This is a genomic window from Streptomyces sp. P9-A2 (genome assembly GCF_036634175.1).
Taxonomy (GTDB): domain Bacteria; phylum Actinomycetota; class Actinomycetes; order Streptomycetales; family Streptomycetaceae; genus Streptomyces; species Streptomyces pratens.
Map to the genome: position 1 here is coordinate 4,594,212 of NZ_JAZIFX010000001.1, position 18,530 is coordinate 4,612,741.

The following is an 18,530-nucleotide window of genomic DNA, read 5'->3' on the forward strand; positions in this document are numbered from 1 at the left end:
AGGCAGAGCTTCCATCACGTGCAGTGCGGAACCTTTCACCCGTCGTGGCGACGGAAGGGCACCGGTTTGCGTCTGAGGAGAATAACGCTTCGTGCAGAGCCCGCTACGCCGAGTTGCTGAAATCGTCGATTACGTTGTTTCCGTGGCCGGTTGACGCATGTTCAAGCACTCGACGCTGACCGAATGTTGACCGAAATGCTTCGCATTTAGGTTCGGTACAGGATGTGTCGTGGCCGTGTGCAGCCAAGAGGACTGGACAGCGGGGTTGCGGGGCAGGGCAGTTGGATTGGCCGGGTTTACGGGTGGGGCGCCACTTCTGTTCCCCGCTGATCGGACCGTCGGCCGTACGGGTGTCCGTCGCCGCGGAGTTGACCGGCCGACCGGAACTGTCGGTGCCGATCGGAGCTACCGGTGCCGACCGGTGCGACCGGTGCGACCGGAGTCACCGGTGCCGACCGGAGCAGTTGAGGCCGGTCGACGTCGACCGACGTCGCCCGGTGCGACCGGTGCTGTCGGTGCCGGCCGGAGTTGATCTGAGCGGCCGAGGCCGGCCGGTGTCGGTATCCGGGCCGTGCCGCGTGCCGGATTCGGTGCCGGATTCGGTGCCGAACGCGGTGCCGGATTCAGCGCCGCGTTCAGCGCCGGCGTCGGTGCATCGCGATGGCGGCCGCCGTGCCGCCGGCCACCGCGCCCACGCCCGCCGCCGCGGGGATGCCGACCTTCGCGGCCTTGCGCCCTGTGCGGTAGTCCCGCAGGCGCCAGTCCATGGTGCGGGCGTGCTTGCGCAGCTTGGAGTCCGGGTTGATCGCGTACGGGTGTCCGACCAGGGAGAGCATCGGGATGTCGTTGTGCGAGTCGCTGTACGCCGCGCAGCGGCTCAGGTCCAGGTTCTCCGCGGTCGCCAGCGCGCGTACGGCCTCTGCCTTCGCCGGGCCGTGCAGCGGCTCGCCCACCAGTTTGCCGGTGTACACGCCGCCGAGGGACTCGGCCACCGTCCCGAGCGCCCCGGTCAGGCCCAGCCGGCGCGCGATCACCTGGGCGATCTCCACCGGCGCCGCCGTGACCAGCCACACCCGCTGGCCCGCGTCCAGGTGTGCCTGCGCCAGCGCCCGCGTGCCCGGCCAGATCCGCTCGGCCATGTACTCGTCGTAGATCTCCTCGCCGATGGACTTCAGTTCGGAGACCCGGTGGCCCTTGACGATGGAGAGCGCGGAGTCGCGTGCGTCCTGCATGTGCTCGGGGTCCTCGACGCCGGCCAGCCGGAACCACGCCTGCTGCCATGCGAACCGGGCCAGGTCGCGCTTCTCGAAGAACTTCCGCTTGTACAGGCCCTTGCCGAAGTGGAACAGGGCCGCGCCCTGCATCACGGTGTTGTCCAGGTCGAAGAACGCGGCAGCCCGCTCGTCGCCGTGAACCGGGAAATCCGGTTCGCGGTCGGAAACTTCCTGAGTGGACTTGCGTGCGGCCTCCGCCGAAGCCTCGCCTGCCAACACGCTCCGCGCCGTGGCGGAGCGCCTACGGGGGGTGAGCCATCCTAGAGCGGCCATGGCGTGAGCATAGCCAGTCCGCCCGTCGGTTCCGGAGCCGAGAGGTTCGGACACCGTGAACTCTGCGCGTCCGTGTCGTTAAAGCACTCCTCCGGGCTCACCGGGGACCAGTGGCCGCAGAGGGGTTCCCCTGTCCCGTCGGGAGGTGAGAATGGCCGGCATGAGTCCGCTCTTCCGCCGCAAGGCTCCGCAGGATCGTCTCGTCACCCTCGTGGGCAAGCCCGGCTGTCATCTGTGCGACGACGCCCGGGCCGTGGTGGAGAAGGTGTGCGGTGATCTCGGGACCTCGTGGGAGGAGAAGGACATCACCCAGGACCCGGGACTGCACGAGCAGTACTGGGAGCAGATTCCCGTCGTTCTCGTCGACGGCCGTCAGCACACGTTCTGGCGCGTCGACGAGGTTCGTCTCCGCAAGGCCCTGGCCGACTGAGGGTGTGACTGACCAGCCAGTGCAAAGCGGAGGGAAAGTCGCTTAGGATCGATGGCGATCAGGTCTCGGGGGCGGGATACACAGAGGAGAGTGTGCGGTTTTGCCCCCAAAAGCAAGGGAGCGATGGTGCTCGCGCGCCGGTTCCGTATGCGTGCGCCGGGGGCGCGTGACCCCGGTCACTTTGGGTGGGCAAAACGGACATCATCTTTGTGCACGCGTTCACAAAGACATAGCCTGCACTCGACGGGGCGGTCCGGGGACGTATGACCGCCTGAAGCCCCGCTCTACCCGCAGGAGCACCGTGGCAACTGGCCGAACTCACCGACCGGCGACCCGTAGCCGAGGGATTCCCGAGGCCACCGTCGCCAGGCTTCCGCTGTACCTCCGCGCCCTCACCGCGCTCTCCGAGCGCTCGGTGCCCACGGTCTCCTCGGAGGAACTGGCGGCTGCCGCGGGCGTCAACTCCGCGAAGCTGCGCAAGGACTTCTCCTACCTGGGCTCCTACGGGACCCGGGGTGTCGGCTACGACGTCGAGTATCTCGTGTACCAGATCTCCCGTGAACTCGGCCTGACCCAGGACTGGCCGGTTGTGATCGTCGGTATCGGTAACCTCGGTGCCGCGCTCGCCAACTACGGCGGGTTCGCCTCCCGCGGATTCCGGGTCGCCGCGCTCATAGACGCCGATCCCGCGATGGCCGGAAAGCCCGTCGCCGGGATCCCGGTGCAGCACACCGACGAACTCGAGAGGATCATCCGGGACGAGGGTGTGTCGATCGGCGTCATCGCGACGCCCGCCGGTGCCGCCCAGGAGGTCTGCGAGCGTCTCGTCGCCGCGGGGGTCACCTCCATCCTGAACTTCGCACCGACCGTGCTGTCCGTCCCGGACGGAGTCGACGTGCGCAAGGTGGACCTCTCCATCGAACTGCAGATCCTCGCCTTCCACGAGCAGCGCAAGGCCGGTGAGCTGGCCGCCGCCGGGACCGTCGTCCCGGCCGCCTCCCGCCGGGAGACCGCCGCCCAGCGCCGGGGCGCTGCCGCGAACCAGGCTCCCACCGCCGACCAGGGACCCGACGGGGACGTACCCGCCGTGATGCCGACATGAGTCTCCTCGTCGTCGGACTGAGCCACCGCAGCGCGCCGGTCAGCGTGCTGGACCGGGCCTCGCTGAGCCTGGACGCGCAGACCAAGCTGCTGCATGACACGGTCGCCGCCGAGCCGGCCACCGAGGCCGCGGTGCTCGCCACCTGCAACCGCATCGAGCTGTACGCCGACGTGGACAAGTTCCACGCCGGTGTCGCCGAGCTGTCCACACTGCTGGCCCAGCACAGCGGGGTCGGCCTGGACGAGCTCACTCCCCATCTCTATGTGCACTACGAGGACCGGGCCGTCCACCACATGTTCTCGGTGGCCTGCGGACTGGACTCGATGGTGGTGGGCGAGGGACAGATCCTCGGCCAGATCAAGGACTCGCTGGCGCGGGCGCAGGGACTGCACACCGCCGGCCGGCTGATGAACGACCTGTTCCAGCAGTCGCTCCGGGTCGGCAAGCGTGCCCATTCGGAGACCGGCATCGACCGCGCCGGGCAGTCCCTGGTCACCTTCGGCCTGGAGCAGCTGGCCCTCGGCACGCCCGTCGCGACCTGGGCGCGGGGCAAGAAGGCCCTGATCATGGGCGCCGGTTCGATGTCGTCGCTGGCCGCGGCCACGCTCGCGCGGGCCGGTGTCTCCGAGATCGTGATCGCCAACCGCACCGCCGACCGCGCCGAGCGCCTCGTGACCCTGCTCGGAGAGCAGTACGGACAACCTTTGACCGAGGGCGAGGGCACGGGGGTGCTGGCCCGCGCGGTACCGATGGGATCGGTGCCGTTCGAGCTGACACGTGCAGACGTCGTCGTTTCCTGCACGGGCGCGACCGGGCTCGTCCTCACCGCCGACGCGATCGCCGCCGGTGTCGAGGGCCGGGTCGGGACGCGGCCGGAAACCGTGCGCGACAGGGCGCCGGAAACCGTACGCGGTGAGGTGCCGGAGGCGCGGACGGCGCCCCTGCCTCCCGTGGGCACCGGTGCCGACGAGGACTGTCCGCTGGACCTGGCCTCCGTGCCGCCCGGCTTCTCCGTGATGGGCGAGGCGGCCGTCGCCGGCATGGACGCGGCGACGCTGGAGCAGCACGCGACGTGGGCCGCGGGCAGCGCCGTCGACCGGCGCCGGAGCGCCCGGCGAGGCGTCGACGCGGACCGGGCGGACCGGGCGGACCCCGAGCTGATCGGCGCGCTGGCCGCGACCGCGGCGAGCGTCGGACGGATCCCCGAGCGGCGCCGTCCGGAGCCGGTGGCCGAGCCGCCGCGCCCGGAACCCGTGCTGTACCTGCTCGACCTCGCGATGCCCCGCGACGTCGACGCCGCCGCGCACCGTCTCGCCGGGGTGCGGCTGGTCGACATCGAGACACTCGCGGAGGCGTCCGCGGACGCTCCGATGGCTGCCGATGTGGACCAGGTCCGGCGTATCGTCTCTGATGAGGTGGAGGCGTTCGGGGCGGCACAGCGGGCCGCGCACATCACGCCGACCGTGGTCGCCCTGCGCACCATGGCCGCGGACGTGGTGTCCGGTGAGATCGCCCGTCTCGAGGGCCGGCTGCCCGGCCTGGACGACAAGCATCGCGCGGAGATCACCCAGACCGTACGGCGGGTGGTCGACAAGCTGCTGCACGCGCCGACCGTGCGGGTCAAGCAGCTCGCGGCCGAACCCGGCGGCGCCGGGTACGCGGACGCGTTGCGCACCCTGTTCGACCTCGACCCCGAGACGGTGGCCTCCGTCTCCCGAGCCGAGGAAAGCACCGAGAAGAGCGCGAAGAACGCGAAGAACGCGAACATCGCAGAGAACCGAGGGCCGGCATGACTGGAAAGGCACTGAGGCTCGGGACCAGGCGGAGCAAGCTCGCCATGGCCCAGTCCGGGCAAGTGGCGGATGCCGTGAGCCAGGTGACCGGACGGCCTGTCGAGCTCGTCCCGATCACCACGTACGGCGACACGTCGCGCGAGCACCTCGCGCAGATCGGCGGGACCGGCGTCTTCGTGGCCGCGCTGCGCGAGGCTTTGGTGCGCGGCGAGGTGGACTTCGCGGTGCACTCGCTGAAGGACCTGCCGACCGCGCCGCACGACGAGCTGGTCCTGGCCGCCGTACCGGTGCGCGAGGACCCGCGGGACGTGATGATCGCGCGGGACGCGCTCAAGCTCACCGACCTCCCGCGCGGCGCCCGCATCGGCACCGGCTCGGCACGTCGCATGGCCCAGCTGAACGCGTACGCGGTCAGTCACGGCCTGGATTTCGTGACGGTGCCGATCCGTGGGAACGTCGACACCCGGATCGGGTACGTCACCAGCGGTGAGCTGGACGCCGTCGTGCTGGCCGCCGCCGGACTGAACCGGGTCGGACGCAGCGACGAGGTGACCGACTTCCTGTCGGTCGACACGGTTTTGCCCGCCCCCGGCCAGGGGGCCCTGGCGGTCGAGTGTTCCGTGCGCGACACGGAGCTCATCGCCGCGCTCGCCGAGCTCGACGACCCGTTCACACGGGCCGCCGTGACGGCAGAGCGGTCTCTGCTCGCCGCCCTGGAGGCCGGCTGCACCGCCCCTGTGGGGGCGCTGGCCGATCTTCTGACGGACGGGCCGATTGTCAAGGAAATGCGCCTGCGGGGCATCGTCGGCACGACCGACGGCACCACGCTGGTGCAGTTGTCCACCACTGGTCCCGTGCCCGAGACGCATGAGGCGGCGATGGCGCTCGGTCGCGAACTCGCCACCGAGATGCTCGCCCAGGGCGCGGCCGGTCTGATGGGGGAGCGAGCACAGTGAGCCCCACCACCCTTCCACCTCCTCCGGAACACGGGCACGTCACCTTCCTCGGTGCCGGACCCGGGGATCCGGGACTGCTGACTCTGCGCGCCGTCGAGGCGCTGGCGAACGCGGACGTCCTCGTCGCCGAGCACGAGGTACTCGGCGTCGTACGCCGGCATGCCAGGCAGGGCGTCGCCGAGGTGCCCACGGAAACGGACTCGGCGGGTTCCTCCGCGCTGTCCGCTCCGGGCACAGGCACGCCCCAGCTCACAGTTGTTGACGGTACGTCAGCAACCGTAGGCGCACCCGCGGTGCGGGATGCGGCACATCTTGTCATGGAGGCCGCACGCGGCGGCAGGCGGGTCGTCCGTGCGGTGTCCGGTGATCCCGGCCTCGACGCGTACGCCGCCGAGGAGATGCTGGCGTGCGTGGCGGCCGGGGTGCCCTTCGAGGTCGTCCCCGGTGTCGCGGCCGCGGTCGGCGTGCCCGCGTACGCCGGTGTGCCGCTGCGGGACGCGCACGGCGCGGACGTACGGTTCGTGGACGCGCGCACCGCGTCCGACCGGTGCTGGACCGAGGTCGGGGCGTCGGACGGCACGGTGGTCGTCTCCACGACACTCGACTCGGTGGGCGCCACGGCGGGCGAACTGGTGTCCGCCGGTCGCAAGCCCGACACCCCGCTGACGGTGACCGTGGCGGGCACGACGACCCGGCAGCGCACCTGGACGGCGACGCTCGGCACGATCGCGCAGACGCTGAAGCAGGCGAAGGTGCTGCCGTCGCCCGAGGGCGGCCGGCCGGTCATAGCCGTGGTCGGTGAGCGTTGCGCCCCCGCCCAGCGCGACCGGCTGTCGTGGTTCGAGTCCAAGCCGATGTTCGGCTGGAAGGTGCTCGTGCCGCGGACGAGGGAGCAGGCGGCGTCACTCTCCGACCAGCTGCGCTCCTACGGCGCGGTGCCGCACGAGGTGCCGACCATCGCCGTGGAGCCGCCGCGCACCCCGCAGCAGATGGAACGCGCGGTCAAGGGCCTGGTGACGGGCCGCTACGAGTGGATCGCCTTCACCTCGGTCAACGCGGTCAAGGCGGTGCGGGAGAAGTTCGAGGAGTACGGCCTCGACGCCCGCGCGTTCGCCGGGATCAAGGTCGCCGCGGTGGGCGACCAGACGGCCAAGGCGCTGATCGCCTTCGGCGTGAAGCCGGACCTGGTGCCGAGCGGCGAGCAGTCGGCCGCGGGACTCCTGGACGACTGGCCGCCCTACGACTCGGTCTTCGACCCGATCGACAGGGTCTTCCTGCCGCGCGCCGACATCGCCACCGAGACACTGGTGGCCGGTCTCATCGACCTGGGCTGGGAGGTCGACGACGTCACCGCCTACCGCACGGTGCGCGCCTCGCCCCCGCCCGCGGAGACCCGCGAGGCGATCAAGGGCGGCGGCTTCGACGCGGTGCTCTTCACCTCGTCGTCGACGGTACGGAACCTGGTCGGCATCGCGGGCAAGCCGCACAACGTGACGGTCATCGCCTGTATCGGCCCGGCGACGGCGAAGACGGCCGAGGAGCACGGGCTGCGCGTCGACGTCATGGCACCGGAGCCGTCGGTGCACAAGCTGGCGGAGGCCCTGGCCGACTTCGGCACCCGCCGCCGGCTGGCCGCGCTGGAGGCCGGCGACCCGGTCACCCGCCCGAGCGAACGGCGCCCGGGGGCGCGCAGGCGCCGGTCGACGACGTAACGCTCCACCCGTTGTGAACGACTCCGTGCCCCGGGAACCGCCGTCAGGCGGTTCCCGGGGCACGGAGTCGTTTCTCCGCCCTGCTCGTCCGCCGGCCCGCGCTCGTCCGCCGGCCCGCCCGCCTTGGGCGACTGCTCGCCTTCGACAGCCGTGGCCCCGAACCGGTCACCGAGATCTTCGGCGACCTCGCGCACGCCGACCGGGTCGCCGTCCTGGTCCCCGGCCCGGTTCCAGCACCATCGGCCTCGACGCCTCCGGCCGGTTCCGCCGTGGTGCGGAGGGCGCGCGGGCTCGGCGTCCGGCCCCGTGGGGTCCGTCACCGGCACGGAGTACCAGCAACCGCTCGACGGCGTGGTGCCGGTTCTGCCGAGCCGGGAACGCGGGGCACGGACGGGCCGGGCAGGGCCCGCGTGTGGCCATGCGGGCCCTGCCCGGCCCGGGATGGCCGGATATCAGGCGCGAAGCAGTGTCGTGCGGTTCCGTTCGGGTGAGTACCTTTCAAGTGATCAGTCCGAAAAATCATGTGTGCCCCCTCTGGTGGAGGCTCCCGGGGCCGGGGTGTCCGCTTCATCCGTGAACGGCCGGCTCGCGGGCAGAGCCGATTCTTGAGAGAGCAGGCCAACGTGAGCGGCGGCTACGAGCTCCAGCGAACCGATGCCAAGGGGGAAGGCGTGTTCACCACCCGGCCCTTTCAGTCAGGCGAGACGGTGATGGTCGGCACCATCGACCGGGAGCTGGACCACAACCATGCGCACGCCTCCCAGGTCAGCGAGGGTCGGTTCGTGCTGCACGGCGGGCTCATCCCCAAGGTGAACCACTCGTGCGAGCCGAACTGCGGAATCCGCCTCAACGCCGACGGCGCGCACGACCTCGTCGCGCGTCGGCCCATTCCGGCAGAACACGAGATCACGTTCGACTACGCCATGCGGAACTACTCGGTCGATCACTTCGCCGCCCACTGCCGGTGCGGCTCACCACACTGTCGTGACCGCATCACCGGCTGGAAGGATCTCCCCGCCGAGCGCAAGGCGGCTTACCGGGGCTTCACCGCCCCGTATCTCACCGACTACGACAGCCGCCGCGCCACCGAGTCCGCCGGCCGACTCGCGCGGACCGCCGGGGCCGGTATCGGCCGGCCACCACTGGCCGAGGTGGCCGACCACGATTGAGATCACCGACGGCTCCCGACGGGACGGTCGCGCCGGTGCGGTGGGCGCTTGCCGCGAAGAGCTCCGGGCCTTGCCGCTCACCCGAGAGCTGCTCCGAACCGTCGGGTGGCGGTGGTTCGGAGCAGCTCTCGGGTGTCGGTAGTCCTTGCGGAATCGATGACACTTGCCACTCAACTGTTGGTTGTGCGCACATGTGAGCGGAATGCGTACAAGGTGAGGCAAAGTGTTCACGCCGAACGAGGTGAGGGCGCCGGGCAGCCGCTTGAGTTCGTTGACGACCGCCGAACCCGGTCGGCCCGGTCGGCCCGGTCGGCCCGGTCGGCGGGACGTCGCCCGCGGCCGGGACTCTCGCACGCCGGAGCCCGGAGCCCGGAGGACGGTGCCGCGACTGCCGTATCGCCGCAGTCGCGGCCGACATCAGTAGCTCGTTTCGCTCCGTCAGCGCCCGGAGGCGTAGGGCAGGAAGGTCGCCCAGGTGGTGGGGGTGAGGGCGAGGCGGGGGCCGTGGGGGTTCTTGGAGTCGCGAACGAGGATCTGGTCGGGGACGGCCGCGACCTCGACGCAGGACGGACCGTCCGCTGTGCTGTAGCTGCTCTTTATCCACTCCAGCTCGGTGATGTTTCCACCAAAGGGCTTGAGGGTCATGTCTCTCCCCGGATTTTCTCGATGAGGGCCAGCGACTCTTGAGGCGTGAGAGCTTGAGCCCGGATGATTCCGTAGCGCATGTCGAGGGCAGTGGTCTCCTTGGGGTTACAGAAGACGCGGCTTGTGAGTGGCGCTTCGCTGAGTCCCACAGTGGCCCCGTCCTTGAGGTTGAGCAGTCGGAACGAGCCGTCGACCCCCGAGTTCTCCTCCCGGTTGAGGGGCAGGACCTGAAGATCGACGTTGCGCAACCGGGCCACCTCCAACAGGCGTTCGAGCTGCCCACGCATCACCATCTTGCCCCCGATCAAACGGCGTAGTGTCGCTTCACACAGCACAAAACTGAAAAGCGGGCGTGCCGTTGCGGTGCCGAGGATCTCCTGACGAGCCAGCCGCGCAGTCACCTGCTGCTCCAACTCCTCCTCTGTGAACGGCGGGCGTCGGGAGCTGAACACGGCCCGCGCGTACTCCTTGGTCTGCAACAACCCGTCGATGACCGAGTTGTTGTAGGAGCAGATCTCGATGGCTTCCGCCTCCAGGCGCTTCACATCCCGCACCTTTTTCGGGTATCGGGCTTCCGCCACGTCCCCCTTCATCGCAGCGATCCTGCCGCCCGCATCCAGGACCTCGTCCGCCGCGTCCAGATACTCCGGCCGGGGAATCCGCCGCCCCCGCTCCACCGAGGACACCAGTTCCTCCCCGTATCCGATGGCCGCCCCGAACTCCGCTTGCGTGAGGCCGACCGACTCCCGCCACAGCTTCAACTGCCGTGTGACCGTGCGCATCACGGCCCCGGCCTCTTCGTCGTCCGGTCCCGCTTCCCACCCGTTCATGCCTGTCGTCCTTCCGCCGTGCGCCCTTCCCCGGACCAACTCCGGACGCCCGCGCCCGGTCACCCCGTGCAGCCCGGACAGAACCGGACACCTCACGGACAGCCACCGGCCGTACGAGCTGTCAGGCTTCACAGATTAAGCATGAGTGAACACACTCGGTGATGTGAATCAGGGGGTCGTCGCATCGCGCACTGATCGTGGTGGCTGCGGGCCGCCGATTTCGCTCATGGAGCAGCCACCCGGCTGCCTGCTCCCCGCATCAGAGAAGGGACACCGCATGACAACGCTCGTTTCCGAGGCTCCGTGGGCGCTGCGCCTGGTCACCGACCGGCTGCCGGTCGGGCCGCCGTCGTACGCGGCGGTGACGCTCGACCCCGTCACGCAGACCGCCCGCTACACCGACGCCGCCGGGCGGCCGGTCGAGATGGGCAAGCACGGGACGTCGAAGACGACCGTCACCGCGCCCGTGTCCGGGGGCGGTGACGGGAACGGTCCGCAGTCCCAGAAGCAGGACGACAGCACCACCGACTACGAATCGGACTGACCGATGGCCTCCACCGTCCTGGTCGTCACCGCACTGGAGGATGTCACCGCGGACTGGGTCGTCGCCGCGTTGAACGAGCGTGGGGTGCCCGTCGTGCGCGTCGATCCCGCCGACCTCGGACCCGCCCTGACGTTCGGCTTCCGTATCGACGCGGGCCGTCCGGCGTGGTGCGGACGACTGCATACGGCGAGCCGGGAGGTGGAGACGGGGGAGGTGGCGGCGGTGTACTACCGCCGTCCCACTCCGTACGGCACCCGGTTCGCGCATCTGCCCCGGCAGCAGCGGGAATTCGCCGTCGCCGAGGCGAGACACGGGCTCGGCGGTGTCCTGAACGCCCTGCCCGGCGCCCTGTACGTCAACCACCCGGCCGCCGTGGCCCGTGCGGACTTCAAGCCCGCCCAGCTCCGGAGGTTCGCCGGGCTCGGGGTGAGGATTCCTCCGACACTGATCACCAACGACCCGAAGGCCGCGGAGGAGTTCGCCGCCTTCCACGGACCCGTGGTCTGCAAGACGTTCCGGGGCCTGCCCGCCGCCGACGACGGGCGCACCGGGGCGATCTGGACCCAGCGGGTCGACCCGGAGACCTTCGACGACACGCTCACCGTGACCGCCCACCTGTTCCAGGCCGAGATCCCCAAGACCGGTGACGTACGCGTCACCGTAGTCGGCCGTCGTGTCTTCGCTCAGCAGATCGCCGCGCCCGACGGCGCGCTGGACTGGCGCCGGGGCGACTGGGACGCCCTGCTCCACGCCCCCATCACCGTGCCGCCGCCCGTCGAGGCGGCGCTGCACGCCTACCTGACCTCGTTCGGTCTGGTCTTCGGCTGCTTCGACTTCGCGCTCACCGGCGACGGGGACGACCCGGAACACTGGACGGCGATCGAGTGCAACCCGAACGGACAGTGGGGCTGGCTTCCCGACGCCGAGGGCATCACCGAGGCGTTCGCCGACCTCCTCACCGTGGAAAGAGAGGGCGGTTCATGACGATGCCCGTAGACCTCGAAACCGATGCCGCGCGGCTGCGCGGAGCCATGGCGGGGGACCTTGCCGCACGCGGGTTCCTCGACGATCCGGCCTGGCGTGCGGCGGTGGAGGCGGTGCCCCGGCACCGATTCGTGCCCGGCTTCTATCTGTCCGACGCCGACGAGCGCGAGGGGCAGGGGCTGACCCGGTGGCAGCCGACCACCGCCGCGCTCGACCACGGGCGCTGGCTGGCCGCCGCGTACTCCGACGCCACGCTCATCACCCAGTTCGACGGTGACGAACCCGACTGGGAGAACCCTGCCGAACGGTACGGAGGGGCCCCGACCTCGTCCTCCACCCTGCCCTCGCTCGTGCTGCGGATGTGGGCCGACGCCGATGTGCGGGAGGGGCACACCGTGCTGGAGATCGGCACGGGGACGGGCTACTCGACCGCGCTCGCCTGCGAACGCCTCGGTTCCGGCGGCGTCACGAGCATCGAGGTGGACCCGCGACGGCTGGAGCGGGCCGCGAGCGCGCTGCACGCCTGCGGTTACGCGCCGACGCTCGCGGTCGCGGACGGGCTGTACGGGTACTGGCCCGAGGCTCCGTTCGACCGGATCGTCGCGGCTTGCTCCTTCCGGGCCGTGCTCCCGGCCCTGGTCGCCCAGACCCGGCCAGGCGGGAAGATCCTGCTGACGCTCTCCGGCTGGCTCTACGGGTACGCCCGCGTGCTGCTCACGGTCGCCGGGGACGGCACCGCCGAGGGGCGTCTGCTGGGCGGCACGGTCTCCTTCATGCCGGCCCGTGCGCACGCGGCACCGGCCTTCGGCAACCCTGCCCACTGGGCGGCCGGGCCGCCGGGAAGGCCGCGGGTCGCCCGGCACGGTCCCGAGCGGGTCACCGCCGCGACCGAGGAGGCCTTCCACCTGCGCTTCCTCGTGCAGAGCGCGGTGCCCGACGCGCAACTGACCACCGTCGGCGACGTCGTGCACCTGGTCGACGTGGTCAGCGGATCGGCCGCCACGCTGACCCCGGACGGCGACGGCGACGGTGGTTGGCGGGTGCGGGAGGGCGGGCCGCTCAGGCTGTGGGAAAGCGTCGAGCAGGTTCTCGACGTCTACGAATCGGCCGGGCGGCCGGAACCGGAGACCTTCACCCTGTGCGTCCACGGCGGCGGGCAGCACCTGCGGCACCCACGGTTGCCCTGCCTGTCACTGCCGTCGCCCTGAGGGGTGAGGACCCCGCGCTGCCCGGCGCCCCGCCACGCCGGGCAGCCCGGACGGAACCGGGCACACCACGGACAGCCGCCGGTCGCACGGGCCACTCGCCTTCACAGCGGGCGCGCGAGAGAACACGCTGAGTGACGTGAATCGAGAAACCGTCGCACCGCGCGCCCCACTCCACCAGTTCACCGTGCCGCTCTCCGCCACCCGCCGGGGTGCCCGTCTCGCCCGCCTGCTCGCCGCCGAGCAACTGGACGCCTGGGGGCTGCCGTTGGACCCGGACCGGCTTATCGTCGCCGAACTCGCCACGAACGCCGTCGTGCACGGCCGTGTCCCCGGCCGGGGCTTCCGGCTCACTCTTACGGTCGCAGCGCACGGGGTGCTACGCATCGAGGTGACCGACCCCGGGGGCGAGGGTCTACCCACGAGCTGGAACGCTCCCTCGGAACCTGCCGAGTCCGGCTACGGCCTGCTACTGGTCGAGGAGTTGGCCGACCGCTGGGGCGTACGCAGTGGTCCGGTGCCGGCCAAGACGGTGTGGGCGGAGCTGGGCCTCGACCGGTGACCGATACTCCGTCAGCCGCGCGTACCCGATGTGCACCACGTCGTACACGGCGGCTCGTGCGGGTGACCGTGACCAGGCGCTGTCGATGATCGAAGAGGCCATGCGTGCTGCCCGTGATCTACCCGCCGTAGCGTCGGCCGGTCGTCTTTTCTCCATCACTCCGGCCTCCGTAAGGCTGTACCAAGTGGGTGTCCATTGGGCACTCGGTGACGCCGGAGCCGCGATCAGAGCAGGTGAACAGCTCCGCCAGGAACAGTTCACCACCGCGGAACGACAGGGACGCCTGCACACCGACATGGCCCGCGCCTGGTGGCAGTGGGGGAAGCCCGAGCAGACCGCGCGGTCTCTGTTGGAGGCCTTCCGTGTGACGCCCGCGGAGGTGCGGGACCGGCCCAGCATGCGAGCGATCGTCAGGGAGCTGTATCGCGCACACTCTCGTGTCAGCGGCGTTCGTGAACTGTCCCACGTGGTCCTCGTCGAAGAGCCTCGGACCGGAGCCGGTATGCGCGTGTTCCGAGGGCCGGAAGGCTGAGCTTCGGGCCGGCGAAAAGCCATCGCGCTCGGGCGGTCATTGGTGGAGACGTGGTGCGAGGGCTGTTCCCGATGACAATTCCCTTCCCGGCTCAGCGGCAGAGGGCGGCGATGTCCTCGGCGAAGGTCGGGAACTCGGCGCGGGCCTCGGCGATGATGGCGTGGGCCGGGCGGCGAGGGGTGGTGGCGTGGCGTTCGGCGAGTGCGGTGAGGGCCGCGTCGGGGCGTGACGCGTCGACCCCGAACAGCACGGCCTCCAAGGGGCCGTAGCCGTCGGCCAGCATCCACAGGAAGTCGGACAGGTTCCCGGCGACCACGCCGCACTCGCCCTCCGAGCTCATGAACACCACGGGCTGCTCGGCGAGGGGCCGGCCGGACCGTCCGTACCAGAGGGCCGCGAGGCCGCCGGTGCCGTCCTGGCCGAACAGCCGGTAGGCGTCGCCGTCGAGCTCGGGGTTCCCGGTCCACTGGCGCAGCCGGTCGGTGGTCTCCTCGGCCGAGGAGAAGGTGTCGTAGGGCTCGAAGTCGATTCCGTTTCCGTCGTCGTAGTCGAACTCGACGCGGGCCACGTCGGCGAGGCCGGGCGGAAGGCGGCGGTCGTCACCGGTCATCTCGTTCACGGGCGTACCGTAGCCGCCCGCACTGACATTCGGCCGTCGCGCAGGTGTCCCGGGCGGGCGGCTCACCGGCGCCGGGAAACGCACCCCCGCCTCTTCCCGCGATCCCCACGCCCTCGCCGGGCGCGGCGGCGAGCACGGGCGGTGCTCACCGCCCGCACCCCTTCCAGGACTGTGACGGCTGCGGACGGGTTTTCCGCGCCCCGGAACCGGGCCACCGCCGTGACTGCCGGTCCGGCCCGAGGGCAATGAGCGAGGGTGCGTGCGCGGCCTGAGCACATGCCCTGCGACGGGGACCCGGACCGGACCGGACCGGACCGGGGCCGGGTCCGGACCGGACCGGGGCCGGGGCCGGACCGGACCGGGGCCGGGGCCGGACCGGCACAGGTGGTCCGGCCGAGGGAGCGGAGCGCTAGGAAGTGAGGACGACCAGTTGCTGGGTCGCCCGGGTCATCGCCACGTAGCGGTCGACCGCTCCCTCGATGCCCTTGCCGAACCTGTCCGGGTCGACGAGGACCACCAGGTCGAACTCCAGGCCCTTCGACAGTTCCGGGGTCAGGGACCGGATGCGGGACGTCGAACGGAACGAGGGGTCGCCGATGACGCAGGCGATTCCGTTGCCGTCGGCGTGGGCGTCGAGCCAGGTGGCGAGGATCGTCTCCAGGTCGGAGACCGGGCCGTGGACGACGGGGAGGCCGCCCGCGCGGATGGAGGTCGGGACGTTGGCGTCCGGGAGGGCGGCGCGGATGACCGGCTCGGCTTCCGCCATCACCTCTTGCGGTGTGCGGTAGTTGATGTTCAGGGAGGCGACGTCGATGCGGTCGAGGCCGATGCGCCGGAGCCGTTCCTGCCATGATTCCGTGAAGCCGTGCCGGGCCTGGGCGCGGTCTCCGACGATGGTGAAGCTGCGGGACGGGCAGCGCAGGAGCAGCATCTGCCATTCCGCGTCGGTGAGTTCCTGGGCCTCGTCCACCACGACATGCGCGAACGGGCCCGCGAGCACGTCCGGTTCGGGGGTGGGCAGGGCGCTCCTGTCGATCAGGCTGTCCCGCAGGTCCTGGCCGTGCAGCATGGTCACCGCGCCCTCGCCGTCGTCGTCGGAGGCGATGACGTTGTCGATGACGCCGGCCATGCGTTCGCGCTGGGCGGCGACGGAGGCGTCGTGGCGGCGCTTGCGCAGGGACGACTTCGGGTCGCCGAGCCGCTGCCGGGCCGCGTCCAGGAGCGGGAGGTCGGACACCGTCCAGGACTGGGCGTCCTCGCCCCCGCGCCGCAGGCGCTCGACCTCGTCGGGTCCGAGCCAGGGGGCGCACATGCGCAGGTAGGCGGGGACCGACCACAGGTCGGAGACGATGTCGGTGGGTTCGAGGAGCGGCCAGTGGTCGTTGAGGGTCTTGACCAGTTCGTGGTGGGCGCGCAGTGCCCGCTGGAGCAGGTTCGGCGGGACGTCGTCGCCGTGTTTGTCCCCGAGGATCGTGACCAGCTCGTCCCAGATCTGCTCGCGCGCCTCATTGTGCGGGGTGCCGGGTTCGACCGCCTGGAACGCCTCGGCCCAGTCCTCGACGGTCAGGGGGACGGAAGCCCAGGGGGTGGTCACCGTCATGCCCCGGACGGGCGGGTCCTCGTAGAACCGTACGGCCGTCTCGATCGCCCTCACCATGTCCACGGACGACTTCAGGCGGGCCGCCTCCGGGTCGGTCTCGGCCGCCGCCCCGGCCCCCTCGGGGACGAGGTCGCGCAGGGTGCAGGTCTGCACGCCCTCCTCGCCGAGGCTGGGCAGGACGTCGGCGACGTACGCCAGGTACGGCTGGTGCGGGCCGACGAACAGCACGCCGCCCCGGCGGTGACCGAGGCGGGGGTCGGAGTAGAGCAGGTACGCGGAGCGGTGCAGGGCGACGACGGTCTTGCCCGTTCCCGGGCCGCCGTCGACGACCAGGGCGCCGCGCGAGCCCGCGCGGATGATGGCGTCCTGGTCGGCCTGGATGGTGCCGAGCACGTCCCGCATCCGGGCCGACCGGTCGCCGCCCAGGCTGGCGACGAAGGCGGAGTGGTCGTCGAGCGCGGCGGCGTGCCCTTCGAGGCCGTCGGCGGTGAACACCTCGTCCCAGTAGTCGTTGATCCGGCCGCCGGTCCACCGGTACCTGCGGCGGCTCGCCAGCCCCATCGGATCGGCGTGGGTCGCCGCGAAGAACGGCTCCGCCGCGGGGGAACGCCAGTCGAGCAGCAGGCGGCGGCCCGTGCTGTCGGTGAGGCCGAGGCGTCCGATGTACACGGGCTCGGGGTCGTCCGCGCTCACGATGTGCCCCAGGCACAGGTCCAGGCCGAAGCGGCGCAGGGCGCGCAGACGGGCGGAGAGCCGGTGCACCTCCAGGTCCCGGTCCATCGCCTCCCGCCCCACGCCGCCGGGCGCCCTGAGCGTGGCGTCCCGGAGGTCGGACAGCTCGGCGATCGCCTGCTCCAGGCTCTCCGCGATGGCCGCGAAGTGCGCCTCGTCGCCGGAGATCAGCTTCGGGTCGGCCTTCGCGGAAAGACGCCCGGGGAGATCGAACACGCTGGTAGGGCTGATGGTCGGGTGGTTAATCGGCTTCACGAGGATCGATTCTGCGCCATGCCGGGGGCCTTGCCGCAAGCCCCCCGGTGCGCTATACGTTGAGAGTGGCAAGGAGTGGGTTCGCCTCCTTGCCTTTTTGCCGTCTTCTTGCCGCCCTCTCGCGGCGCTTCCTCGCCGGCCCTCGTCGCCGCCTCGATCGTCACCGCGGGTGGGCCGGCTCTCCTCACCATGGCGCGGTGTCTCGGCGTGCCTCCTGCGCTCACGTCCTTCAGCGCTCGCTCGACGCCTTTGGGCAAGGTGCGCTCTTCGGCACCGGGGCCGTAGTTCGGGACCGGTCCGGCAACGCTTGCCGCTCCTGTCCCTGCGGAACCGGGTTGAGGAAAGGCCTCCACCCCCCGTGCCCCGTCGGCTCTGTTACTCACTTTCGGGTGAACGGCAGGGTGGCGCGCGTGGTGGCGCACCAGGGCGCGACTCTGGCTGAAATGCGACGGACCTGGGCAGGTCACGGGTCGATGCGTGACGCATCTATTCGAACTATGTAATCGAATGATATATGTGCATTCGGCAACCGAGTATTGCGGACATGTCCGCATTACGTCTCCAGTGGGGGAACTTCCTACGAAAGGACCCGCTACGGCGGCAGAGTGTGGGACCTCGGCAGTCAGCCGGGACGTACCACTCGGAGAGCGCCGCCCGTCCCTAAGCCGGGTGGGCCGGCGCACGAATACGAAGGGGACCACGTGTCTGCTTCTTCCGCCGCTCGCCGTCTGACCGCTGTCGCCCTGGTGACCGGTTCCGTCGTGGCGGCCGCCGCCCTGCCGGCGTCCGCCGACCAGGACAGGGGCCCCGACCGTCAGCGGGTCGTCATCAGCGACGTCCAGTACAACGCTCCCGGCCCGGACAACCGCGGCAACCGTTCGCTGAACGGCGAGTGGGTGAACATCACCAACCGGTCCCGCCAGAGCGTCGACCTGAAGGGCTGGACCCTGCGCAACAGCGACGGCGACAGGTACACCTTCCGCCACCTGCGGTTGAACGGCCGCTCGACGGTCAAGGTCCACACGGGAGCCGGCCGTGACACCCGCCACGACGTCTACCAGGACCGCCGCAATCACATCTGGGACAACCGCTCCGACCGGGCCACCCTGTCGAACCGCCGTGGCTCGGTCGTCGACACCGAGAGCTGGGGCCGTTTCCGCGGCAACGACCGCGACGACCGCCGTAACGACCGCGGCGACGACCGCCGTAACGACCGCGACGACCGCCGTAACGACCGCGGCGACGACCGTAACGACCGCGGTAACGACCGTGGTCACCAGCAGCGCTGATTCACCGTCCCGAGGGCGTGTCAC

The 18,530-nt window shown here is 70.8% G+C and carries 16 protein-coding genes; 11 read left to right on the forward strand and 5 right to left on the reverse strand.

Annotated features, from left to right (window positions below; all coding sequences use genetic code 11):
- Positions 1 to 635 precede the first annotated feature (635 nt).
- On the reverse strand, positions 636 to 1,547 hold the full coding sequence (locus V4Y04_RS20915) for an HAD family hydrolase (protein WP_332429722.1): 912 nt from the start codon (positions 1,545 to 1,547) through the stop codon (positions 636 to 638).
- A gap of 151 nt (positions 1,548 to 1,698) precedes the next feature.
- On the opposite strand from V4Y04_RS20915, the gene V4Y04_RS20920 reads away from it, so the two are divergent.
- The 6 genes from V4Y04_RS20920 to V4Y04_RS20950 all read left to right on the forward strand — a co-directional run bounded on the left by V4Y04_RS20920 (position 1,699) and on the right by V4Y04_RS20950 (position 8,709).
- Positions 1,699 to 1,977: a glutaredoxin family protein gene (locus V4Y04_RS20920; protein WP_332429723.1), complete on the forward strand. Its 279-nt coding sequence runs from the start codon at positions 1,699 to 1,701 to the stop codon at positions 1,975 to 1,977.
- Positions 1,978 to 2,278: 301 nt separating this feature from the next.
- Complete coding sequence (locus V4Y04_RS20925) at positions 2,279 to 3,079, forward strand: redox-sensing transcriptional repressor Rex (protein WP_332429725.1); 801 nt, start codon at positions 2,279 to 2,281, stop codon at positions 3,077 to 3,079.
- A complete protein-coding gene (locus V4Y04_RS20930; protein ID WP_332429727.1) occupies positions 3,076 to 4,872 on the forward strand; it encodes a glutamyl-tRNA reductase in 1,797 nt (598 codons plus the stop codon). The genes V4Y04_RS20925 and V4Y04_RS20930 overlap by 4 nt, the downstream gene beginning before the upstream one ends.
- The gene (gene hemC, locus V4Y04_RS20935) at positions 4,869 to 5,828 is read left to right on the forward strand and encodes a hydroxymethylbilane synthase (protein ID WP_332429728.1); all 960 of its coding nucleotides are present in this window, start codon (positions 4,869 to 4,871) and stop codon (positions 5,826 to 5,828) included. The genes V4Y04_RS20930 and hemC overlap by 4 nt, the downstream gene beginning before the upstream one ends.
- Positions 5,825 to 7,540 (forward strand): uroporphyrinogen-III synthase, encoded by a 1,716-nt coding sequence (locus V4Y04_RS20940; protein WP_332429729.1) that lies wholly within the window; start codon positions 5,825 to 5,827, stop codon positions 7,538 to 7,540. The genes hemC and V4Y04_RS20940 overlap by 4 nt, the downstream gene beginning before the upstream one ends.
- A gap of 605 nt (positions 7,541 to 8,145) precedes the next feature.
- Positions 8,146 to 8,709 (forward strand): SET domain-containing protein-lysine N-methyltransferase, encoded by a 564-nt coding sequence (locus V4Y04_RS20950; RefSeq protein WP_332429730.1) that lies wholly within the window; start codon positions 8,146 to 8,148, stop codon positions 8,707 to 8,709.
- A gap of 438 nt (positions 8,710 to 9,147) precedes the next feature.
- Here the strand turns inward: V4Y04_RS20950 and V4Y04_RS20955 are convergent, their stop codons facing one another.
- Positions 9,148 to 9,354 (reverse strand): DUF397 domain-containing protein, encoded by a 207-nt coding sequence (locus V4Y04_RS20955; protein WP_332429731.1) that lies wholly within the window; start codon positions 9,352 to 9,354, stop codon positions 9,148 to 9,150.
- Positions 9,351 to 10,184, reverse strand: a complete 834-nt coding sequence (locus V4Y04_RS20960) for a helix-turn-helix domain-containing protein (RefSeq protein WP_332429732.1) — start codon at positions 10,182 to 10,184, stop codon at positions 9,351 to 9,353. Before V4Y04_RS20960 ends, V4Y04_RS20955 begins: the two co-directional genes overlap by 4 nt.
- 277 nt (positions 10,185 to 10,461) lie before the next feature.
- Here V4Y04_RS20960 and tgmA point away from each other — a divergent pair, with 277 nt between their 5' ends.
- The 4 genes from tgmA (at position 10,462) to V4Y04_RS20980 (ending at position 13,479) form a co-directional block, all read left to right on the forward strand.
- Positions 10,462 to 10,728, forward strand: a complete 267-nt coding sequence (gene tgmA, locus V4Y04_RS20965) for a putative ATP-grasp-modified RiPP (protein WP_332429733.1) — start codon at positions 10,462 to 10,464, stop codon at positions 10,726 to 10,728.
- A 3-nt stretch (positions 10,729 to 10,731) separates the two neighbouring features.
- Entirely contained in the window at positions 10,732 to 11,712 is a 981-nt protein-coding gene (gene tgmB / locus V4Y04_RS20970) for an ATP-grasp ribosomal peptide maturase (RefSeq protein ID WP_332429734.1), read from the forward strand.
- Positions 11,709 to 12,920 (forward strand): ATP-grasp peptide maturase system methyltransferase, encoded by a 1,212-nt coding sequence (gene tgmC, locus V4Y04_RS20975; protein WP_332429735.1) that lies wholly within the window; start codon positions 11,709 to 11,711, stop codon positions 12,918 to 12,920. Before tgmB ends, tgmC begins: the two co-directional genes overlap by 4 nt.
- Positions 12,921 to 13,047: 127 nt before the next feature.
- The gene (locus V4Y04_RS20980; protein ID WP_332432938.1) at positions 13,048 to 13,479 is read left to right on the forward strand and encodes an ATP-binding protein; all 432 of its coding nucleotides are present in this window, start codon (positions 13,048 to 13,050) and stop codon (positions 13,477 to 13,479) included.
- A gap of 623 nt (positions 13,480 to 14,102) precedes the next feature.
- Here the strand turns inward: V4Y04_RS20980 and V4Y04_RS20990 are convergent.
- Together V4Y04_RS20990 and helR are read right to left on the reverse strand one after the other, a co-directional pair.
- Entirely contained in the window at positions 14,103 to 14,630 is a 528-nt protein-coding gene (locus V4Y04_RS20990) for an SMI1/KNR4 family protein (protein ID WP_332429737.1), read from the reverse strand.
- Positions 14,631 to 15,039: 409 nt separating this feature from the next.
- Positions 15,040 to 17,217: an RNA polymerase recycling motor ATPase HelR gene (helR, locus tag V4Y04_RS20995; RefSeq protein WP_332429738.1), complete on the reverse strand. Its 2,178-nt coding sequence runs from the start codon at positions 17,215 to 17,217 to the stop codon at positions 15,040 to 15,042.
- Positions 17,218 to 17,918: 701 nt separating this feature from the next.
- Between helR and V4Y04_RS21000 the strand changes: the two genes are divergently transcribed.
- The gene (locus tag V4Y04_RS21000; RefSeq protein WP_332429740.1) at positions 17,919 to 18,506 is read left to right on the forward strand and encodes a lamin tail domain-containing protein; all 588 of its coding nucleotides are present in this window, start codon (positions 17,919 to 17,921) and stop codon (positions 18,504 to 18,506) included.
- Positions 18,507 to 18,530: the final 24 nt, after the last annotated feature.

Excerpts from the sequence above, each read along its gene's own strand:
- hemC (WP_332429728.1), top strand. The coding sequence starts at position 4,869 with ATGACTGGAAAGGCACTGAGGCTCGGGACCAGGCGGAGCAAGCTCGCC.
- V4Y04_RS20960 (WP_332429732.1), bottom strand. The coding sequence starts at position 10,184 with ATGAACGGGTGGGAAGCGGGACCGGACGACGAAGAGGCCGGGGCCGTG.
- V4Y04_RS20915 (WP_332429722.1), bottom strand. The coding sequence starts at position 1,547 with ATGGCCGCTCTAGGATGGCTCACCCCCCGTAGGCGCTCCGCCACGGCG.
- V4Y04_RS20920 (WP_332429723.1), top strand. The coding sequence starts at position 1,699 with ATGGCCGGCATGAGTCCGCTCTTCCGCCGCAAGGCTCCGCAGGATCGT.
- tgmC (WP_332429735.1), top strand. The coding sequence starts at position 11,709 with ATGACGATGCCCGTAGACCTCGAAACCGATGCCGCGCGGCTGCGCGGA.
- V4Y04_RS20955 (WP_332429731.1), bottom strand. The coding sequence starts at position 9,354 with ATGACCCTCAAGCCCTTTGGTGGAAACATCACCGAGCTGGAGTGGATA.
- V4Y04_RS20930 (WP_332429727.1), top strand. The coding sequence starts at position 3,076 with ATGAGTCTCCTCGTCGTCGGACTGAGCCACCGCAGCGCGCCGGTCAGC.
- tgmB (WP_332429734.1), top strand. The coding sequence starts at position 10,732 with ATGGCCTCCACCGTCCTGGTCGTCACCGCACTGGAGGATGTCACCGCG.
- tgmA (WP_332429733.1), top strand. The coding sequence starts at position 10,462 with ATGACAACGCTCGTTTCCGAGGCTCCGTGGGCGCTGCGCCTGGTCACC.